The organism is Pseudomonas sp. BMW13, from assembly GCF_013357275.1.
GTDB classification, from domain to species: Bacteria; Pseudomonadota; Gammaproteobacteria; order Pseudomonadales; family Pseudomonadaceae; genus Aquipseudomonas; species Aquipseudomonas khazarica.
In genome coordinates, this window is sequence record NZ_SUKD01000003.1 from 42,888 (window position 1) to 58,989 (window position 16,102).

The 16,102-nt window shown below is 65.5% G+C and carries 17 protein-coding genes; 3 read left to right on the forward strand and 14 right to left on the reverse strand.

Features of this window, described 5'->3' with window-relative positions:
- Positions 1-4: 4 nt before the first annotated feature.
- From rdgB to E4487_RS03230, 9 genes are all read right to left on the reverse strand, one after another.
- The gene (rdgB, locus tag E4487_RS03190; RefSeq protein WP_047585834.1) at positions 5-610 is read right to left on the reverse strand and encodes an RdgB/HAM1 family non-canonical purine NTP pyrophosphatase; all 606 of its coding nucleotides are present in this window, start codon (positions 608-610) and stop codon (positions 5-7) included.
- The gene (locus E4487_RS03195) at positions 603-1,019 is read right to left on the reverse strand and encodes a DUF4426 domain-containing protein (RefSeq protein WP_037056556.1); all 417 of its coding nucleotides are present in this window, start codon (positions 1,017-1,019) and stop codon (positions 603-605) included. The genes rdgB and E4487_RS03195 overlap by 8 nt, the downstream gene beginning before the upstream one ends.
- A gap of 14 nt (positions 1,020-1,033) precedes the next feature.
- The gene (gene metW, locus E4487_RS03200; RefSeq protein WP_037056553.1) at positions 1,034-1,654 is read right to left on the reverse strand and encodes a methionine biosynthesis protein MetW; all 621 of its coding nucleotides are present in this window, start codon (positions 1,652-1,654) and stop codon (positions 1,034-1,036) included.
- Positions 1,655-1,656: 2 nt separating this feature from the next.
- Positions 1,657-2,796: a homoserine O-acetyltransferase gene (locus E4487_RS03205; RefSeq protein WP_037056551.1), complete on the reverse strand. Its 1,140-nt coding sequence runs from the start codon at positions 2,794-2,796 to the stop codon at positions 1,657-1,659.
- Positions 2,797-2,948: 152 nt separating this feature from the next.
- Positions 2,949-4,916, reverse strand: a complete 1,968-nt coding sequence (locus tag E4487_RS03210) for a dynamin-like GTPase family protein (RefSeq protein WP_134676425.1) — start codon at positions 4,914-4,916, stop codon at positions 2,949-2,951.
- A 209-nt stretch (positions 4,917-5,125) separates the two neighbouring features.
- Positions 5,126-5,416 carry a DUF167 domain-containing protein gene (locus tag E4487_RS03215; RefSeq protein ID WP_037056545.1) on the reverse strand — a complete coding sequence of 97 codons (291 nt, stop codon included), beginning with the start codon at positions 5,414-5,416 and terminating at the stop codon, positions 5,126-5,128.
- Positions 5,417-5,420: 4 nt separating this feature from the next.
- A complete protein-coding gene (locus E4487_RS03220; RefSeq protein ID WP_037056544.1) occupies positions 5,421-6,014 on the reverse strand; it encodes a YggT family protein in 594 nt (197 codons plus the stop codon).
- A 9-nt stretch (positions 6,015-6,023) separates the two neighbouring features.
- A complete protein-coding gene (gene proC / locus E4487_RS03225) occupies positions 6,024-6,842 on the reverse strand; it encodes a pyrroline-5-carboxylate reductase (protein ID WP_037056542.1) in 819 nt (272 codons plus the stop codon).
- A gap of 17 nt (positions 6,843-6,859) precedes the next feature.
- The gene (locus E4487_RS03230; protein WP_175252701.1) at positions 6,860-7,552 is read right to left on the reverse strand and encodes a YggS family pyridoxal phosphate-dependent enzyme; all 693 of its coding nucleotides are present in this window, start codon (positions 7,550-7,552) and stop codon (positions 6,860-6,862) included.
- 215 nt (positions 7,553-7,767) lie between these two features.
- Here E4487_RS03230 and E4487_RS03235 point away from each other — a divergent pair, with 215 nt between their 5' ends.
- Together E4487_RS03235 and E4487_RS03240 are read left to right on the forward strand one after the other, a co-directional pair.
- A complete protein-coding gene (locus E4487_RS03235; protein ID WP_037056538.1) occupies positions 7,768-8,802 on the forward strand; it encodes a type IV pilus twitching motility protein PilT in 1,035 nt (344 codons plus the stop codon).
- A gap of 81 nt (positions 8,803-8,883) precedes the next feature.
- Positions 8,884-10,029 carry a PilT/PilU family type 4a pilus ATPase gene (locus tag E4487_RS03240; protein WP_037056536.1) on the forward strand — a complete coding sequence of 382 codons (1,146 nt, stop codon included), beginning with the start codon at positions 8,884-8,886 and terminating at the stop codon, positions 10,027-10,029.
- Here the strand turns inward: E4487_RS03240 and E4487_RS03245 are convergent.
- The gene (locus tag E4487_RS03245) at positions 9,995-10,879 is read right to left on the reverse strand and encodes a TIGR03915 family putative DNA repair protein (protein ID WP_175252702.1); all 885 of its coding nucleotides are present in this window, start codon (positions 10,877-10,879) and stop codon (positions 9,995-9,997) included. The genes E4487_RS03240 and E4487_RS03245 overlap by 35 nt on opposite strands.
- The gene (locus tag E4487_RS03250) at positions 10,879-12,090 is read right to left on the reverse strand and encodes a putative DNA modification/repair radical SAM protein (RefSeq protein ID WP_175252703.1); all 1,212 of its coding nucleotides are present in this window, start codon (positions 12,088-12,090) and stop codon (positions 10,879-10,881) included. Before E4487_RS03250 ends, E4487_RS03245 begins: the two co-directional genes overlap by 1 nt.
- A 147-nt stretch (positions 12,091-12,237) precedes the next feature.
- Between E4487_RS03250 and E4487_RS03255 the strand changes: the two genes are divergently transcribed.
- Positions 12,238-12,636: a TM2 domain-containing protein gene (locus tag E4487_RS03255; protein ID WP_037056528.1), complete on the forward strand. Its 399-nt coding sequence runs from the start codon at positions 12,238-12,240 to the stop codon at positions 12,634-12,636.
- A 139-nt stretch (positions 12,637-12,775) separates the two neighbouring features.
- On the opposite strand, the gene ntrC is transcribed toward E4487_RS03255, so the two are convergent.
- The 3 genes from ntrC to E4487_RS03270 all read right to left on the reverse strand — a co-directional run bounded on the left by ntrC (position 12,776) and on the right by E4487_RS03270 (position 16,098).
- Complete coding sequence (gene ntrC, locus E4487_RS03260; protein ID WP_047585820.1) at positions 12,776-14,209, reverse strand: nitrogen regulation protein NR(I); 1,434 nt, start codon at positions 14,207-14,209, stop codon at positions 12,776-12,778.
- Positions 14,206-15,294, reverse strand: coding sequence for a nitrogen regulation protein NR(II) (gene glnL, locus E4487_RS03265; RefSeq protein WP_175252704.1), 1,089 nt, complete (start codon positions 15,292-15,294; stop codon positions 14,206-14,208). Before glnL ends, ntrC begins: the two co-directional genes overlap by 4 nt.
- Positions 15,295-15,480: 186 nt before the next feature.
- Positions 15,481-16,098, reverse strand: a complete 618-nt coding sequence (locus E4487_RS03270) for a DUF4124 domain-containing protein (protein ID WP_037056590.1) — start codon at positions 16,096-16,098, stop codon at positions 15,481-15,483.
- Between the last annotated feature and the right edge of the window lie 4 nt (positions 16,099-16,102).

Sequence of the window (16,102 nt, forward strand, 5' to 3'; positions counted from 1 at the left end):
GCGATTACAGCCCCAGGCGCTGCTTGAACAGTGCCATGGCGCGGGCGCGGTGGCTCAGGCGGTTCTTCTGTTCGGCTGGCAGTTCGGCGCTGGAGCAGCCGCTTTCCGGCACCCAGAACAGCGGGTCGTAGCCGAAGCCGTGTTCGCCGCGCGCCTCGTGCAGGATGCTGCCGTGCCACAGGCCTTCGCAGAGGATCGGCAGCGGGTCGTCGGCATGGCGCACCAGGGCCAGGGCGCAGACGAACTGCGCGCCGCGCTGGGCATCCGGCACGTCTTTCAGGGCGTCGAGCAGCTTGGCGTTGTTCGCCGCATCGCCCTTGCCATCGGCGTAGCGCGCGGAGTAGATGCCGGGCGCGCCCCCCAGGTAATCCACCGCCAGGCCGGAGTCGTCGGCCAGCGCCGGCAGGCCGGAGATGCGTGCGGCGTTGCGCGCCTTGAGGATGGCGTTCTCGACGAACGACAGGCCGGTCTCCTCCGGCTCGACCTGGCTGAATTCGCCGATCGAGCGCACGCGCACAGCGTCGCCGAGCATGGCCTGCAGCTCCTTGAGCTTGCCGGCGTTGTGGCTGGCCAGTACCAGTTCCTTGAAGCCATTCACGGGGTCAGTCATCCGGGAACATTTCCTGGTTGAAGGTGATGCGGTGTGCGTCGTCGCCCTGACGCACGTTCAGGGTGAAGCTCAGCACTTCGCGCGTCTTGAACGGGAACTGCGCCAGGTAGTAGATGGCGTCGCCCTCGCTGACCTGACGGAAGCTCAGCGCGGTGCTCTTGCCCAGCAGGTCCTTCACCTCGCCGGCGACCACGGCGGTGCTGGCCTTGCCGGCCTTGAGCACGGCGACGTTGATCACGCCCTGGGTCTTGCTGCGGGTCAGGCCGGCGGCTGCGGCGATGTCCGGTTGGATGAAGCTGGAGTTGAAGACGCTGTAGTGGACGTCGAGATCGCCGAAGCTCTGCTTGCGTTCTGCGGCAGCCGGCAAGGCCAGGCACAGGGCGATCAGGAAGGGGATGATGCGGCGCATGGTGTTCTCCTCGTTCAGACCGCGACGCGGCGGGCGGCAGGCTCCGCACCGCTGATGCGATAGATGCCGATCTCGCCCAGCAGGTTGGGCCAGGCGCGGCTTGCAAGGCCATGGCGGTGTTCGCGGTCCACTGCCAGGCGTTCTTCCACACGTGCTCCTTGAGCATGGCACAGGCGCTCGAAGTCTTCGAAGGTGCAGAAGTGAATGTTCGGTGTGTTGTACCAGGTGTAGGGCAGGAAGTCCGAAACGGGCATGCGACCTTTTGTCGTCAGGTACCAGCGGCAGCGCCAGTGGCCGAAGTTGGGGAAGGTGATGATGCAGGTCTTGCCGACACGCAGCATCTCGGCCAGCACCTTGTCCGGGTAGTGCAGCGCCTGCAGCGACTGGGTCATCACCACCACGTCGAAGCTGTTGCTGGCGAAGTTGCCGAGCCCCAGGTCGAGGTTCTGCTCGATGACGTTGACGCCGCGCTCGATGCACAGGGCGATCTTGTCCGGGTCGATCTCCAGGCCATAGCCGGAAACCTGCTTGTTGTCGCGCAGCCAGGCGAGCAGCTCGCCGTCGCCGCAGCCCAGGTCGAGCACGCGACTGCCCGGGGCGATCCACTCCTGGATGATGTCCAGATCCGCTCGCATGCTCATACCTCGATTCGCTTCATGTAACTGCCGAACGCCTGCAGGTAGCGCGGGATCGGCATGAGGAAGGCGTCATGGCCTTGCGGGGCGTCGATCTCCAGGTAGCAGACGTTCTTCTTCGCCGCCGTCAGGGCGTCGACGATTTCCCGCGAGCGGGCGGGGGAGAAGCGCCAGTCGGTGGTGAAGGACATCAGGCAGAAATCCGCCTTGGCCACGGCCAGGGTCTGCGCCAGGTCGCCATCCTGTGCGGCGGCCGGGTCGAAGTAGTCCAGCGCCTTGGTCATCAGCAGGTAGGTGTTGGCGTCGAAGCGGCCGGAGAACTCCTCGCCTTGGTAGCGCAGGTAGCTCTCGACCTGGAACTCGACGCTGTGGAAGTCGTAGTTGAGCTTCTCGCTCTTCAGGCCACGGCCGAATTTCTCGCCCATGGCGTCATCGGACAGGTAGGTGATGTGGCCGACCATGCGCGCCAGCATCAGGCCGCGCTTGGGAATCACGCCCTGCTCCTGGAAATGGCCGCCATGGAACTCCGGGTCGGTGAGGATGGCCTGGCGCGCCACTTCGTTGAAGGCGATGTTCTGCGCCGACAGCTTGGGTGCCGAGGCGATGGCCAGGCAGTGACGCACGCGCTCCGGGTAGCTGATGGTCCACTGCATGGCCTGCATGCCACCGAGGCTGCCACCGATCACGGCGGCCCAGCGCTCGATGCCGAGCTGGTCGGCCAGACGTGCCTGGCTGTGCACCCAGTCTTCCACGGTCATCACCGGGAAGTCGGCGCCGTAGGGCTTGCCGGTGGCCGGGTTGGCGCTGCCGGGGCCGGTGGAACCGTTGCAGCCGCCGAGGTTGTTGAGGCTGACGACGAAGAACTTGCGGGTGTCGATGGGCTTGCCGGGGCCGATGCAGCTGTCCCACCAGCCGGGTTTGCGGTCGTCCGGGCTGTGGTAGCCGGCGGCGTGGTGGTGACCGGACAGGGCATGGCAGATCAGCACGGCATTGCTGCGTGCGGCGTTGAGTTCGCCATAGGTTTCGACGACCAGTTCGTACTCGGTCAGGCTGCGGCCGCAGGCCAGGGCCAATGGTTCGCTGAACTTGAACACCTGGGGACTGACCAGGCCGACGGAATCTTCGGGAAAGGCAGTGGGCATGGAGTCGCTGCTAAGGAGTCGGAGGAGGGCGCCAGTCTAAAGAGCGAGGCTGGCAGCGGCAAGCGAGCGGGCGCTCCCTCTGCGCGCCACGCCGCGCCCCAGGTGCGCGGCGTGGGGTGAACGGCCAGCGCGTGTCGTCGTGGCTTGCCGGGTCAGCGGCGTACCGCGGTTGGCAGGTTCACCACCTTGCCCTGGCGCTGCACGGGCGCCGGCCGCCGCAGAATGCGCAGCATGTCGGCAGCCTGGGCCAGTTGCTGCTCCAGCTCCTCCTTGTAGCGCGCCAGTTGCTGGCTGCGCTTGCGCGTCTGCTGGGTTTCCTGGGCCAGTGCCTTGAGCCGCAGCATGTGGCTTTCCAGCATCTGCTTGTGTTCCAGCGTGTGCTGCATCAGCGGCATCAGGGCGTCGGCCGCCCAATGTTCGGCATCCCGGCGCAGGCGCTGGTGCAGGCCGATCACTTCCTGCGCCAGGGTGGCGAAGAAGCGGCGGGTGAGGCTGCGCTGCTCGGTCAGCAGCGTCTTGACGTGCAGGCGGAACTGGTCGCCCTTGGCCTGCAGCTTGTTCAGCTCGCGCAGGTAGCGCTGGATCTTGAACTGCGGCGCATCGACACCGTTCAGCGGGTTGTCTTCGTTGTGCCGGCGGTAGATGGCAGCGACCATCTTGTTGGCCATCTCGGCCTCGTGCTGCAGGTTGTGCAGGTCGTGCTCCACGCTGCGGAAGAAGTGCAGGATGGCCTGGTTGATGCCCAGAGTGGTCCAGCTGCCGGTGAGGTTGCGGCGCACTGCGCCGAGGTGCTCGTCCAGGCGTTCGCTGCGCGCGGCGTGGCGCAGCAGCTGGCCCTGGCGGTTGAGCAGGCGCTGGTTGGTCTTCAGGCCAAGCAGGCGCTTGTGATGCAGGGTGTGGTCTTCCTTGGTCTTGGCGGTCAGCTCGAACAGCAGCTGGCCATTGTCCTGCTGATGGTTGCCGAGCAGGGCGAGCTGTTCGCTGACCTTCTCCAGGCGCAGGTTGAGCACGTGCTGGCTGTTGTTCAGCAGGGCCAGGACCTGGCGTACCACATGGTCCTCGATCAGGCGCTCCTTCTGCGCCACGATGCGCTCGCAGAGCAGGGTCTCCAGCTGCGTCATCTGGCTGCGGGCCAGCAGCTCCTCGTCCTTGCGCACCTTGGCCAGCAGCGCCTGCTTGGCCGAGAGCGGCAGCACGTCCTGCTGGGCGATGCCCAGTTGCTTGGCGGTTGCGCTCTGGATCTGGCTGATGGCGTTCTGCACGAAGGCCTCGCCGGCCAGGTCGTCCCACAGCACGTCGATCTTGTTCAGGACGGCGAACAGGCAGGTCTGGGTGTCTTCGTCGAGCTGGCGGATATGCTGCTGCCAGATGCTCATGTCGCTGGCCGTGACGCCACTGTCGGCGGCCAGCAGGAAGATGATCGCCTGGGCGTTGGGCAGCATCGACAGGGTCAGTTCCGGCTCGCTGCCCAGGGCGTTCAGGCCGGGGGTGTCGAGAATGCGCAGGCCCTGGCGCAGCAGCGGGTGGTCGAAGTTGACCATGGCGTGACGCCAGGCCGGCACCAGCACCTGGCCGCGCTTGCCGGTGCCCTCGAGCATGTCCGGGTGGAAGCCGAGCTGGATCGCCTGTTCCACCGGCATGGGCTTGGTCTTGGCCACCTGGCTGAAGGCCAGGGCCATGTTGGCCGGGTCGCTGGTATCCAGCGGGATGTTCACCCAGTGCCGGGGAATGCGCTTGAACTGCGCGACGCTGGCGGAGGCCGTGCGCGTTTCGATCGGCAGCAGGCGGATGTAGGGGCGTTCCGAGCGGGGGTCGAAGAACAGCTCGGTGGGGCACATGGTGGTGCGCCCGGCGTGCGAGGGCAGCATGCGCTGGCCGTACTCGGAGAAGAACAGGCTGTTGATCAGCTCGGTCTTGCCGCGGGAGAACTCACCGACGAAGGCCAGGGTGATGTGATCGGTGCGCAGGATCTTCAGCGCGCGTTCGAGCTTGGCCTGAACGGCGTCGGAGTTGAGGCGGTTCTGTTCCAGCCAGCTGCGATAACGCGTGATCTCGCGCATCAGCTCGCGCTTCCAGGCAACGTAGGCGTCGACCTGTTGGCTGAGACGTTCCATGCTCATCCTGGCTCTCCTGTCGCAAGGGCAGCGGCTTGCCGGTTAAGGGGTGGAGTGGCTACGCGCTCACCGTCGTCGTGACGGGGCACGGGTTGGCCGCCAGGACGCACGGCATTCGCAAGAATATTCTGCATTATGCGAGACGCGAAGCTGGCGTCAATTGCCTGCCTGTCAGTCCCGCCTTATGGTCGGGTATGGGGGCTGAGCGGTCATGTTCAGGCGCGCTGCAGCCCCGGCAGGGGCGGCAGGCTTTTCGGGGCGTGGATACGCAGGCGCTTCTGACGGTTGAGCTCGCCGCTTTCCAGGCTCACCTGGCTCTTGGCAACGCCGAAGGCCTTGGCCAGGAACGCCTGCAGCTGCGCGTTGGCCTTGCCCTCCACCGGCGGCGCGGTCAGGCGGATCTTCAGCCGCTCACCATGCAGCCCGGCGAACTCGTCCTTGCTCGCCTTGGGCTGCAGGTGACAGTCGAGGATCAGGTCCTCGCCGTCCCAGCGGAAGTAGCTCACCGCCTCAGAGGAACGGGCTGAGCATGGGCGGCAGGCCGGTGTAGGCCGCCAGGCTGCCGATGATGAAGCGGTCCGCGAGGTTGATCGCGATGAACGCGAAGATCGGCGAGATGTCCAGGCCGCCGAGGTTCGGCAGCAGGCGGCGGAAGGGCGCCAGCAGCGGCTCGCAGATCTGGTTCACCAGCTGGGCGCCGGGGTTGTAGCTGCCCGGTGCGACCCAGGAGAGGATCACGCTGACGATCAGGGCGAAGAAGAACACCTTGAGGAACAGCGAGGTCACGCCGATCACCGACCACACCAGCAGCTGCAGGATGAAGCCGCCGACGTTGTAGCCCATCAGGGTCAGGGTGACCACCATCAGGACCAGCTGGACCAGGATGGCCAGGACCAGCGAGGCCAGGTCCAGCCCGGAGAAGCCGGGGATGATCCGGCGCAGCGGCGTCAGCAGCGGCTGGGTGGCCTTGACCACGAACTGGCTCAGCGGGTTGTAGAAGTCGGCCCTGACCAGCTGCAGGATGAAACGCAGCAGCACGATCAGCAGGTACAGGCTGCCGAGGGTCTGGATGATGTAGATCAGCGCTTCGATGAGTCCGGACATGCTGTCTCCTTATTGACCGAGCTGTTCGGCCAGTTCGGCGGAACGGTTGGCGGCGGCATTGAGTGCCTGTTGCACCAGCGCTTCGAAGCCGCCGGCCTGGAAGGTTTTGATCGCCGCTTCGGTGGTGCCGTTCGGCGAGGTGACGCGGCGGCGCAGCTCGGCTGCGTCGACATCGCTCTCGCTGGCCATGCGCGCGGCGCCCAGTGCGGTCTGGATGCTCAGCTGCGCGGCGGTCTCGCGCGGCAGGCCGAGCTGCTCGCCGGCAGCGGTCATCGCCTCGATCAGCAGGAAGAAATAGGCCGGGCCGCTGCCGGAGACGGCGGTCACGGCGTCGAGCTGGCTTTCCTCGTCCAGCCACAGGGCCAGGCCCACGGCGCTCAGGACCTGCTCCGCCTGCGCCTTCTGCGCGCTGCTGACTCGGGGGTTGGCGAACAGGCCGGAAACGCCCTGGCGCAGCAGGGCCGGCGTATTGGGCATGCAGCGCACCAGCGGGCGTTCGCCCAGCCAGCCTTCCAGGCTGGCGCAGCTGATGCCGGCGGCGATGGAGATGATCACCTGGTTGGGCGCGAGGTGTGGCGCCAGGTCCAGGCAGACCGCTTTCATGACCTGCGGCTTGACCGCCAGCACGATCAGGTCGGCGCCGGCGATGGCCTCGGCGTTGTTGCCGAAGGTGGCGATGCCGTGTGCCTGTTGCAGGCGCTCACGCTGCTCGGTGCCCGGTTCGCTGGCACGGATGGCGCTGGCCTCCACTCCCTGGGCGCGCAGGCCGCCAATCAGGCTGGCGGCCATGTTGCCGGCGCCGACGAAGGTGATGATCGGGTTGCTCATTGCAGAAATTCCTTCATTCAGTGAGTGGGCTGGCCGTAGTCGCGGGCGCCGAACAGGGCGGTGCCGATGCGTACCCAGGTGGCGCCTTCGGCGATGGCGGCCTCCAGGTCATGGCTCATGCCCATGGACAGGGTGTCGAGGTTCAGCGCCAGGTCGTCGCGCAACTGGCGCAGGCGAGCGAAGGCGGCGTGTTGCGCGGCGACATCGTCGGTGGCTTCGGGAATCGCCATCAGCCCGCGCAACCTGAGGTTGGGCAGGGCGCTGATGGCCCTGGCCAGCTCCGGCAGTTCCTCGGGGCTGCAGCCGGATTTGCTGGCCTCGAGGCTGACGTTGACCTGCAGGCAGATGTTCAGCGCGGGCAGGTGCGCCGGGCGCTGGTCGGACAGGCGTTGGGCGATTTTCAGGCGATCCACCGAATGTACCCAGTCGAAATGCTCGGCGATGGGCCGGGTCTTGTTCGACTGAATGGGGCCGATGAAGTGCCAGATCAAGGGCAGGTCGTTCAAAGCGGCCTGTTTTTCCAGGGCTTCCTGCAGGTAGTTCTCGCCAAAATCGCGCAGGCCGGCGGCATGGGCCTCGCGAACGGCGTCCGCGGGCTTGGTCTTGCTCACCGCCAGCAGGCCGATATCCTGCAAATTGCGCTGCGAGGCTTGCGCCGCCTCACGGATGCGCGCACCGACCTTTGCAATATTCTCTGCTATCGTGGACATTACTTGCGCTCTATCAGCCCTGCCGTTCGAGAGGGTGTCTACACGTCGCTGTGTCCGGCCATGCCGCGCTGGAATCAGCCGAAAAATGCTCATGTACGGCTCGTACGTGCCACTTTTCGCCTGATTGCACCCCGCCTGACCGCTGCGCGCTGCCGTGTGAACACCGTCCAATGGGTCGCGGCATTCTACCTGCTTGCTTGTAATTGGGGAGTCCCATGGATATCACTGAGCTGCTTGCCTTCAGCGCCAAGCAAGGCGCGTCGGATTTGCACCTCTCGGCCGGTCTGCCGCCGATGATCCGCGTAGACGGCGATGTTCGCCGCATCAACCTGCCGCCGCTGGATCACAAGCAGGTGCATGCGCTGATCTACGACATCATGAATGACAAGCAGCGCAAGGATTTCGAAGAGTTCCTCGAGACCGACTTCTCCTTCGAAGTGCCTGGCGTCGCGCGTTTCCGGGTCAACGCCTTCAACCAGAACCGTGGCGCCGGTGCGGTGTTCCGTACCATTCCGTCCAAGGTCCTGACCATGGAAGACCTCGGCATGGGCGACGTGTTCCGCAAGATCACCGACGTGCCGCGCGGCCTGGTGCTGGTCACCGGCCCGACCGGTTCGGGCAAGTCGACCACCCTGGCGGCGATGCTCGACTACCTCAACAGCAACAAGTATCACCACATCCTCACCATCGAAGACCCGATCGAATTCGTTCACGAGTCGAAGAAGTGCCTGGTCAACCAGCGCGAGGTGCACCGCGACACCCACGGCTTCTCCGAAGCCCTGCGCTCGGCACTGCGGGAAGACCCGGACATCATCCTGGTCGGTGAGATGCGTGACCTGGAGACCATCCGCCTGGCGCTGACCGCCGCGGAAACCGGTCACCTGGTCTTCGGCACCCTGCACACCACCTCCGCCGCCAAGACCATCGACCGGGTGGTCGACGTGTTCCCGGCCGAGGAGAAGTCGATGGTTCGCTCGATGCTCTCCGAATCGCTGCAGGCGGTGATCTCGCAGACCCTGCTGAAGAAGATCGGCGGTGGTCGTGTGGCCGCTCACGAAATCATGATCGGTACGCCGGCCATCCGTAACCTGATCCGTGAGGACAAGGTCGCGCAGATGTACTCGGCGATCCAGACCGGTGGTGCGCTGGGCATGCAGACCCTCGATGCCTGCCTCAAGACCCTGGTCAGCAAGGGGTTGGTCAGCCGCGACAGTGCGCGGGAAAAGGCCAAGACCCCGGAAAACTTCTAAACCGTTCGGCCGGCGCGTGTGGAGCACGCCCGCATGCGCCGCTGAGTGCCGAACAGTGCGTGTGGATTTGCGAGAGCGACGATGGAATTCGAAAAACTGCTGCGCCTGATGGTCGAAAAAGGTGGTTCCGACCTGTTCATCACTGCCGGTGTGCCGCCGTCGATGAAGGTCAACGGCAAGATCATGCCCGTGACCAAGAACCCCATGTCGCCGGAGCAGACTCGCGAAACCGTGCTCGGCGTGATGAACGAGGCGCAGCGCCGCGATTTCGCCGAAAACCACGAGTGCAACTTCGCCATCAGCGCGCGCGGCATCGGTCGTTTCCGCGTCAGTGCCTTCTACCAGCGCAACCTGGTGGGCATGGTGCTGCGTCGCATCGAGACCAACATCCCCACCATCGATGACCTCAAGCTGCCGGAAATCCTCAAGAAGCTGGCGCTGACCAAGCGCGGCCTGGTGCTGTTCGTCGGTGCGACCGGTACCGGTAAGTCCACCTCGCTGGCGGCGATGATCGGCTACCGCAACAAGAACAGCAGCGGCCACATCATCTCCATCGAAGACCCGATCGAGTACATCCACCAGCACCAGAACTGCATCGTCACCCAGCGCGAGGTCGGCATCGACACCGAGTCCTTCGAGGTGGCGCTGAAGAACACCCTGCGTCAGGCGCCGGACGTGATCCTCATCGGTGAGGTGCGTACCCGCGAGACCATGGACCACGCGGTGGCCTTCGCCGAGACCGGCCACCTGTGCCTGGCGACCCTGCACGCCAACAACGCCAACCAGGCGCTGGACCGCATCATCAACTTCTTCCCGGCGGACCGGCAGAACCAGGTGTGGATGGACCTGTCGCTCAACCTCAAGGCCATCGTCGCCCAGCAGCTGGTGCCGACGCCGGATGGCAAGGGCCGCCGTGCGGTGATCGAGGTGCTGATCAACACCCCGCTGGCTGCCGACCTGATCCGCAAGGGTGAGGTGCACGAGCTCAAGGGCCTGATGAAGCGCTCCACCGAGCAGGGCATGCAGACCTTCGACCAGGCGCTGTACAACCTCTACACCCAGGGCGAGATCACCTACGAAGATGCCTTGCTCTACGCCGACTCGGCGAACGACCTGCGTCTGATGATCAAGCTCGGTTCGGAGACCGATGGCGACCACCTCACCAGCATGGCCAAGGGCCTGGAGCTGGAGGTCAGCGAGGAAGATCCGGGGCGTCGCTTCCGCTGATGCCTGAGAGGGGACGCAAGGCGTCCCCTTCGTTCATCCGGGCAATGCGTTTGCCCTTCCTGCCGGCCAGCACCCGTGCCTGGCCATCGCGCTGGGCACCGGCGCGCGCCTCGCTCATCAACTGCGGGATCAGCGGGCCTTCCGGCAGGTTCTTCCAGAACCTCAGCGGCAAGTGCTGCTGCATGGCCGTGCGATTGAGCCGCGCCGGGTTGAAGGTGCTGCCGTAATAGGCGCGCCACAGCGCCTGACCACTGTCATCGGGTTGCTGCGCCCAATCCTGCCATTGGGCCGGACAGTGCCGCTCGTGCTGCAGGCGCTGGCCATCCCAGTACACGCCGTCACGTGGCGTCGCGATCAGCCAGCTGTGCTTGCCCAGGCGTTCGGCGAAATGGCCGCTGGCCGCGGCGAGGATGTCGTGAGCGGGCTCGAACCAGGCGACGAAGTCCGGCGCAGCGGGGGCCACGCATGGCTGGAAGCGCACGAAGGCATGCAGGTGATGGGCTTCGCGGCGCACGGCCTTGAGGCGACGGTGCAGCTCGCTGCCGTCGGGGTCGCCGGCCAGCACGGCGCTGCGCTCACCCTGGACGAAGCGCCAGAGCACGAGGTAGAGCAGGCTCCAGCGCTCATCGCCGCGATACTGCGCGGCGCTCTCCAGCAGTTCCAGCAGCTCGGGCGATACGCGCAGGCGTCCGCTGGGTTCCTGCGTCCGCTCGGCAGGCTGGTCGAACAGACCGGGGGCCGCCTCGTCGTCCTGCCATTGCAGCTGATGCGGCGCCAGGCCTTGCAGCAGGGCACGGCGCGCCACCTGGCGCCAGGTGGCGAAGGTGCCGTCGAAGCGCAGGCAGTGCATCACCACAGCGCCATCTGCGCCGGGGTATCGCGCAGTTGCTGGCGCAGCACCACGGACTCGTGTTCGCCACGCGGTGGCCGGTAATCCTGGGTGACGATGAACGGCTTGGCCTTCTCCAGCACGCAGCGCAGGCGGGTCAGGTCTTCGAAGCGGATGCGTCGTTCCCGCCTCAGCGCCCCCAGGCGGCGTGCACTCAGCACGCCGATGCCCGGGACGCGGGCGATCAGGGTTTCGTCGGCGCGGTTGAGGTCGACGGGAAACTGCTCGCGGTTGGCCAGTGCCCAGGCCAGCTTGGGGTCGATGTCCAGCGCCAGGTTGCCGGGGCCGTCGAGCAGCTCGGTGGCGCTGAAGCCATAGCCGCGCATGAGGAAGTCGGCCTGGTACAGGCGGTGTTCGCGCAGCAGTGGCGGGGCTTCGAACGGCACGCTCCCGGGGCTCTGCGGAATCGGGCTGAAGGCCGAGTAGTAGACGCGGCGCAGGCGGTAGTCCTGGTACAGGCTCTGGGCGTTGTGCAGGATGGTGCTGTCATCGGTGGCGTCGGCGCCGACGATCATCTGCGTGCTCTGCCCGGCCGGGGCGAAGCGCGGTGCCCGCCGTTCTTCCCGTGCTTCGCGTTCGCCCTGGTGGATGTTGTGCATGGCCTGGTGAATGCTGCCGACGTTCTTCTCCGGGGCCAGGCGGACCAGGCTGGTTTCGGTGGGCAGCTCGATGTTGACGCTGAGGCGGTCGGCATACAGGCCGGCCTCGGCGATCAGCTCCGGCGCAGCGTCGGGAATGGTCTTGAGGTGGATGTAGCCACGGAACTGGTGCTGTTCGCGCAGCAGCCTGGCGACGCGGATCAGCTGCTCCATGGTGTAGTCGGCCGAGCGGATGATGCCGGAGCTGAGGAACAGGCCGCTGATGCAGTTGCGCTTGTAGAAGTCGAGGGTCAGGGTGACCACTTCCTCGGGGGTGAAGCGCGCACGTGGCACGTCGCTGGAGCGGCGATTGATGCAGTACTGGCAGTCGTACAGGCAGAAATTGGTCAGCAGGACCTTGAGCAGCGCCACGCAGCGGCCATCCGGCGTGTAGCTGTGGCAGATGCCCATGCCGTTGGTCGAGCCGATGCCGTCCTTGCCCCTGGAACTGCGCTTGGGTGCGCCGCTGCTGGCGCAGGAGGCGTCGTACTTGGCGGCGTCGGCGAGGATGGTGAGTTTTTCGATCAGTTGCATGGCGGGCGATATCGATACTGTTTTTTTATACAGTATATGGGCGCCGTACAGCTATCAAGCAGTTCGTCCTGTTGCCTTGTCGTGGCAGGCATGCAACCTTCGCCTGGCGCGCAGCGTCTGAATCGTATCTCGCACAAGGAGTTCCTCATGCAACGACAGGACACGCACAGCAAGCTGATCGGCTACCTGCTGTGGATCTTCGGTTTCCTCGGTTCGCACCGTTTCTACTACGGCAAGCCGGTCACCGGCACCATCTGGTTCTTCACCCTCGGCCTGTTCTTCATCGGCTGGATCATCGACCTGTTCCTGATCCCCTCGATGGACCGCGAGGCCGACCTGCGCTTCACCGCCGGCGACACCGACTACAACGTGGCCTGGATCCTGCTGACCTTCCTTGGTGTGTTCGGCGTGCATCGCATGTACCAGGGCAAGTGGATCACCGGGATCATCTACCTGTTCACCGGCGGTCTGTTCCTGATCGGCGTGCTCTACGATTTCTGGACGCTGAACACGCAGGTCTCGCTGAAGAACGCGCAGCGCGCTTGAGCGGCAGAGGCCGGCGCTATGCACGGTCTGCTCCTTCTCAAGCAAACGTCAGAGGGGAGACGGTTCCGTAGCCCGGATGCAATCCGGGGAAATGAAAAGGGCATCCTGTGGGATGCCCTTTTTTCGTGACGCGGCGGGATCAGTCGTCGCTGTCGTCGTCGTCCCCGCCGTCGACCTTCATGCCCAGCTCCTTGATCTTGCGGGTCAGGGTGTTGCGACCCCAGCCCAGCAGCAGTGCGGCATCCCGACGGCGGCCGGCGGTGTGCTTGAGGGCTGTCTCGATCATGATGCGCTCGAAGGCCGGTACCGCGCTGTCGAGCAGGTTGGACTGGCCACGGGCCAGGGCCTGGTCGGCCCACAGGCGCAGCGCCTGCTCCCAGTTGGTGACGGGCGCGGCATCCTGCGGTTGGGTCAGCAGCTCCGGCGGCAGGTCGTCGACATGCACCTCGCGGCCCGACGCCATCACCGTGATCCAGCGGCACGTGTTCTCCAGCTGGCGCACGTTGCCCGGCCAGGGCAGGTGCTTGAGGTAGTCCTCGGTTTCGCTCTTGAGCAGCTTGGGCTCCACTGCCAGTTCCTGCGCGGCGCGGGCGAGGAAGTGGTTGGCCAGGGTCGGGATGTCCTCGCGGCGGTCGGCCAGGCGCGGGATGTGGATGCGAATGACGTTGAGGCGGTGGAACAGGTCTTCACGAAACTTGCCGGCCTGCACCAGGGTTTCCAGGTTCTGGTGGGTCGCGGCGATGATGCGCACGTCCACCTTCACCGGGGTGTGGCCGCCGACGCGGTAGAACTCGCCATCGGCCAGTACGCGCAACAGGCGCGTCTGGGTGTCGGCCGGCATGTCGCCGATCTCGTCGAGGAACAGGGTGCCGCCGTCGGCCTGCTCGAAGCGTCCACGGCGCTGGTTGGCCGCACCGGTGAAGGCGCCTTTCTCGTGGCCGAACAGCTCGGACTCCATCAGGTCCTTGGGGATCGCCGCCATGTTCAGGGCGATGAAGGGCGCTGCGGCGCGCGGGCTGTGGCGGTGCAGGGCATGTGCGACCAGCTCCTTGCCGGTCCCGGACTCGCCGTTGATCAGCACGGTGATGTTGGAGTGGGACAGCCGGCCAATGGCGCGGAACACCTCCTGCATCGCCGGCGCCTCGCCGATGATCTCGGGTGTGCGCGCCTGGGCGGCGGGGGCGGCCAGGCTCTGCTGTTCCTGGGCATGCTGGAAGGCGCGCTTGACCAGCGACACGGCCTCGTCGACGTCGAACGGCTTGGGCAGGTACTCGAAGGCGCCGCCCTGGTAGCTGGCCACTGCGCTGTCCAGGTCGGAGTGCGCGGTCATGATGATCACCGGCAGGCGTGGATACAGCTCGCGAATGCGCGCCAGCAGGTCGAGGCCACTGGCGCCGGGCATGCGGATGTCGGAGATGATCACGTCCGGCTGCTGGCGGGTCAGGCGGGCGAGGACACCGTCGGCACTGTCGAAACTCTGGGTGGTCATGCCTTCCTGTTGCAGGGCCTTTTCCAGTACCCAGCGGATGGAACGATCGTCGTCGACAATCCAGACGGTTTCACTGCGGCTCATGGCGTGGGCGCTCCTTGTTCCAGCGGCAGGAAGATCGAGAATACGGTGTGGCCGGGATAGCTCTCGCATTCGATCAGGCCTTGATGCTGGCTGATGATGTTCTGGGTGATGGCCAGGCCCAGGCCGGTGCCGTCGGCACGACCACTGACCATGGGATAGAAGATGGTTTCCTGCAGCTCCGGCGGAATGCCGGGGCCGTTGTCGATGACCTCCACCTTGACCACCAGGCGGTGGCGGGTGTGGCCGATGGTGAACTGGCGCAGGGTGCGGGTGCGCAGGCTGATGCGCCCAAGGCCCATGTCGTGCTTCTGCCCGGCGATCGCCTGCATGGCGTTGCGCACGATGTTGAGCACGGCCTGGATCATCTGCTCACGATCGATGAGCAGGTCGGGAATGCTCGGGTCGTAGTCGCGCACCAGGGTGATGCCGCCCTGGCTTTCCGCCTCGATCAGGTTGGCGACGCGCTCCAGCACCTCATGCACGTTGGTCATCGCCAGCGACGGCAGCTTGTTCGAGCCGAGCATGCGGTCGACCAGGTTACGCAGGCGGTCGGCCTCCTCGATGATGACGTTGGTGTAGTCCTTGAGGTCTTCGTTGGGCAGTTCGCGCGAGAGCAACTGAGCCGCGCCGCGAATGCCGCCGAGCGGGTTCTTGATCTCGTGAGCCAGGCCGCGTACCAGCAGCTTGGTGGTCTCCTGCTTGGACAGCTGCGCCTCTTCCTTGGTGATGCGCAACAGGCGGTCGCGTGGGTGCACCTCCAGCAGCAGCAGGGTCTCGCCCTTGCTGAACAGCGGGGTCACCGCGTAGTCCACGGTCAGCGTCTGGCCGGTGACCGAGGTCAGCACGGCTTCGCGCTTGTTGAACGGATGCGCCTGTTCCACCGCCTGGCGCAGTGAAGTCAGCGCTTCAGGCGATTCGGTGAACAGGTCGCTGATGAACTGACCATGGCTGCGCTGGCCGCTGACGGCCAGGAGCATTTCCGCCGCCGGGTTCATGTACTCAAGGCACAGCTGGCTGTTGAGCAACAGGGTGGCGGTGGTCAGGTTGTCGAGTAGCAGGCGGTGCAGTGCGTCGTTGATGGTCATAGGCAGCGCGTTCCGGCAATGGGCAGGAAAATGCAAGAAGCAAACCAAGGCCCCGAAAAGACGCATTTTTTGTGCGGTCTGCCAGGTTTTGGTTGTGTGGCGGCGCGGCTGGGCGGGGAAAAACGACCCAAAACAGGGAGAGTTTAGGAGGTGGTGCGTCAGTGCGCACCATAAAGGTGCGCTCTGTCAGAAGAAGGGCAGGATGCTCACGTCTTCCTTGGGTTTGTCCTTGAGCGGGCACTCGGGACGTACGCCGTAGTCGTTCTTCTTGCAGGGGTTGACCTTGCGCTTCTGCGCCAGGCTCATCCGGTGCATGTGGAACGGCTGTGGCGGTGTGCGCTCGACGATGAGCCCGGCGGCGTCGATGATTTCCGCGGCCAGCTGATGGGTGCCACGGTCGACGTGCTGCAGCGAGAACACCGGGCTGCGGCTCGCCTCGCCCTGCAGTTCGCCGTCGAGCAGCAGGCGATAGCTGTGCCCTGGCAGCAGGCCGGGTTCGCTGGTAAGGGTGACGATCATGTCGCCGGAGCCATTGTGAATCGAGGCGTCGGGCTCGGGGACGAGGATGCGCAGGACCTGATAGTGCATGACCGGTTTAGTAACGGCGGGCGCCGGGGCCATGCGCACGGTCGGTGCCGGCGCGTTGAGCTGCGCGCTGTTGGACGGGGCGAGGATCACCCGTTCGGCGCTGCTGCTGCGCGGTTTGTCCGTGAACACGCGGTTACCCTCGGCGTCGATGTAGGTGTACACCTGGGCCAGGGCGGTTTGGGTCATGAGCAGCAGGCCGAGCAACAGCGTCCGCATGGTG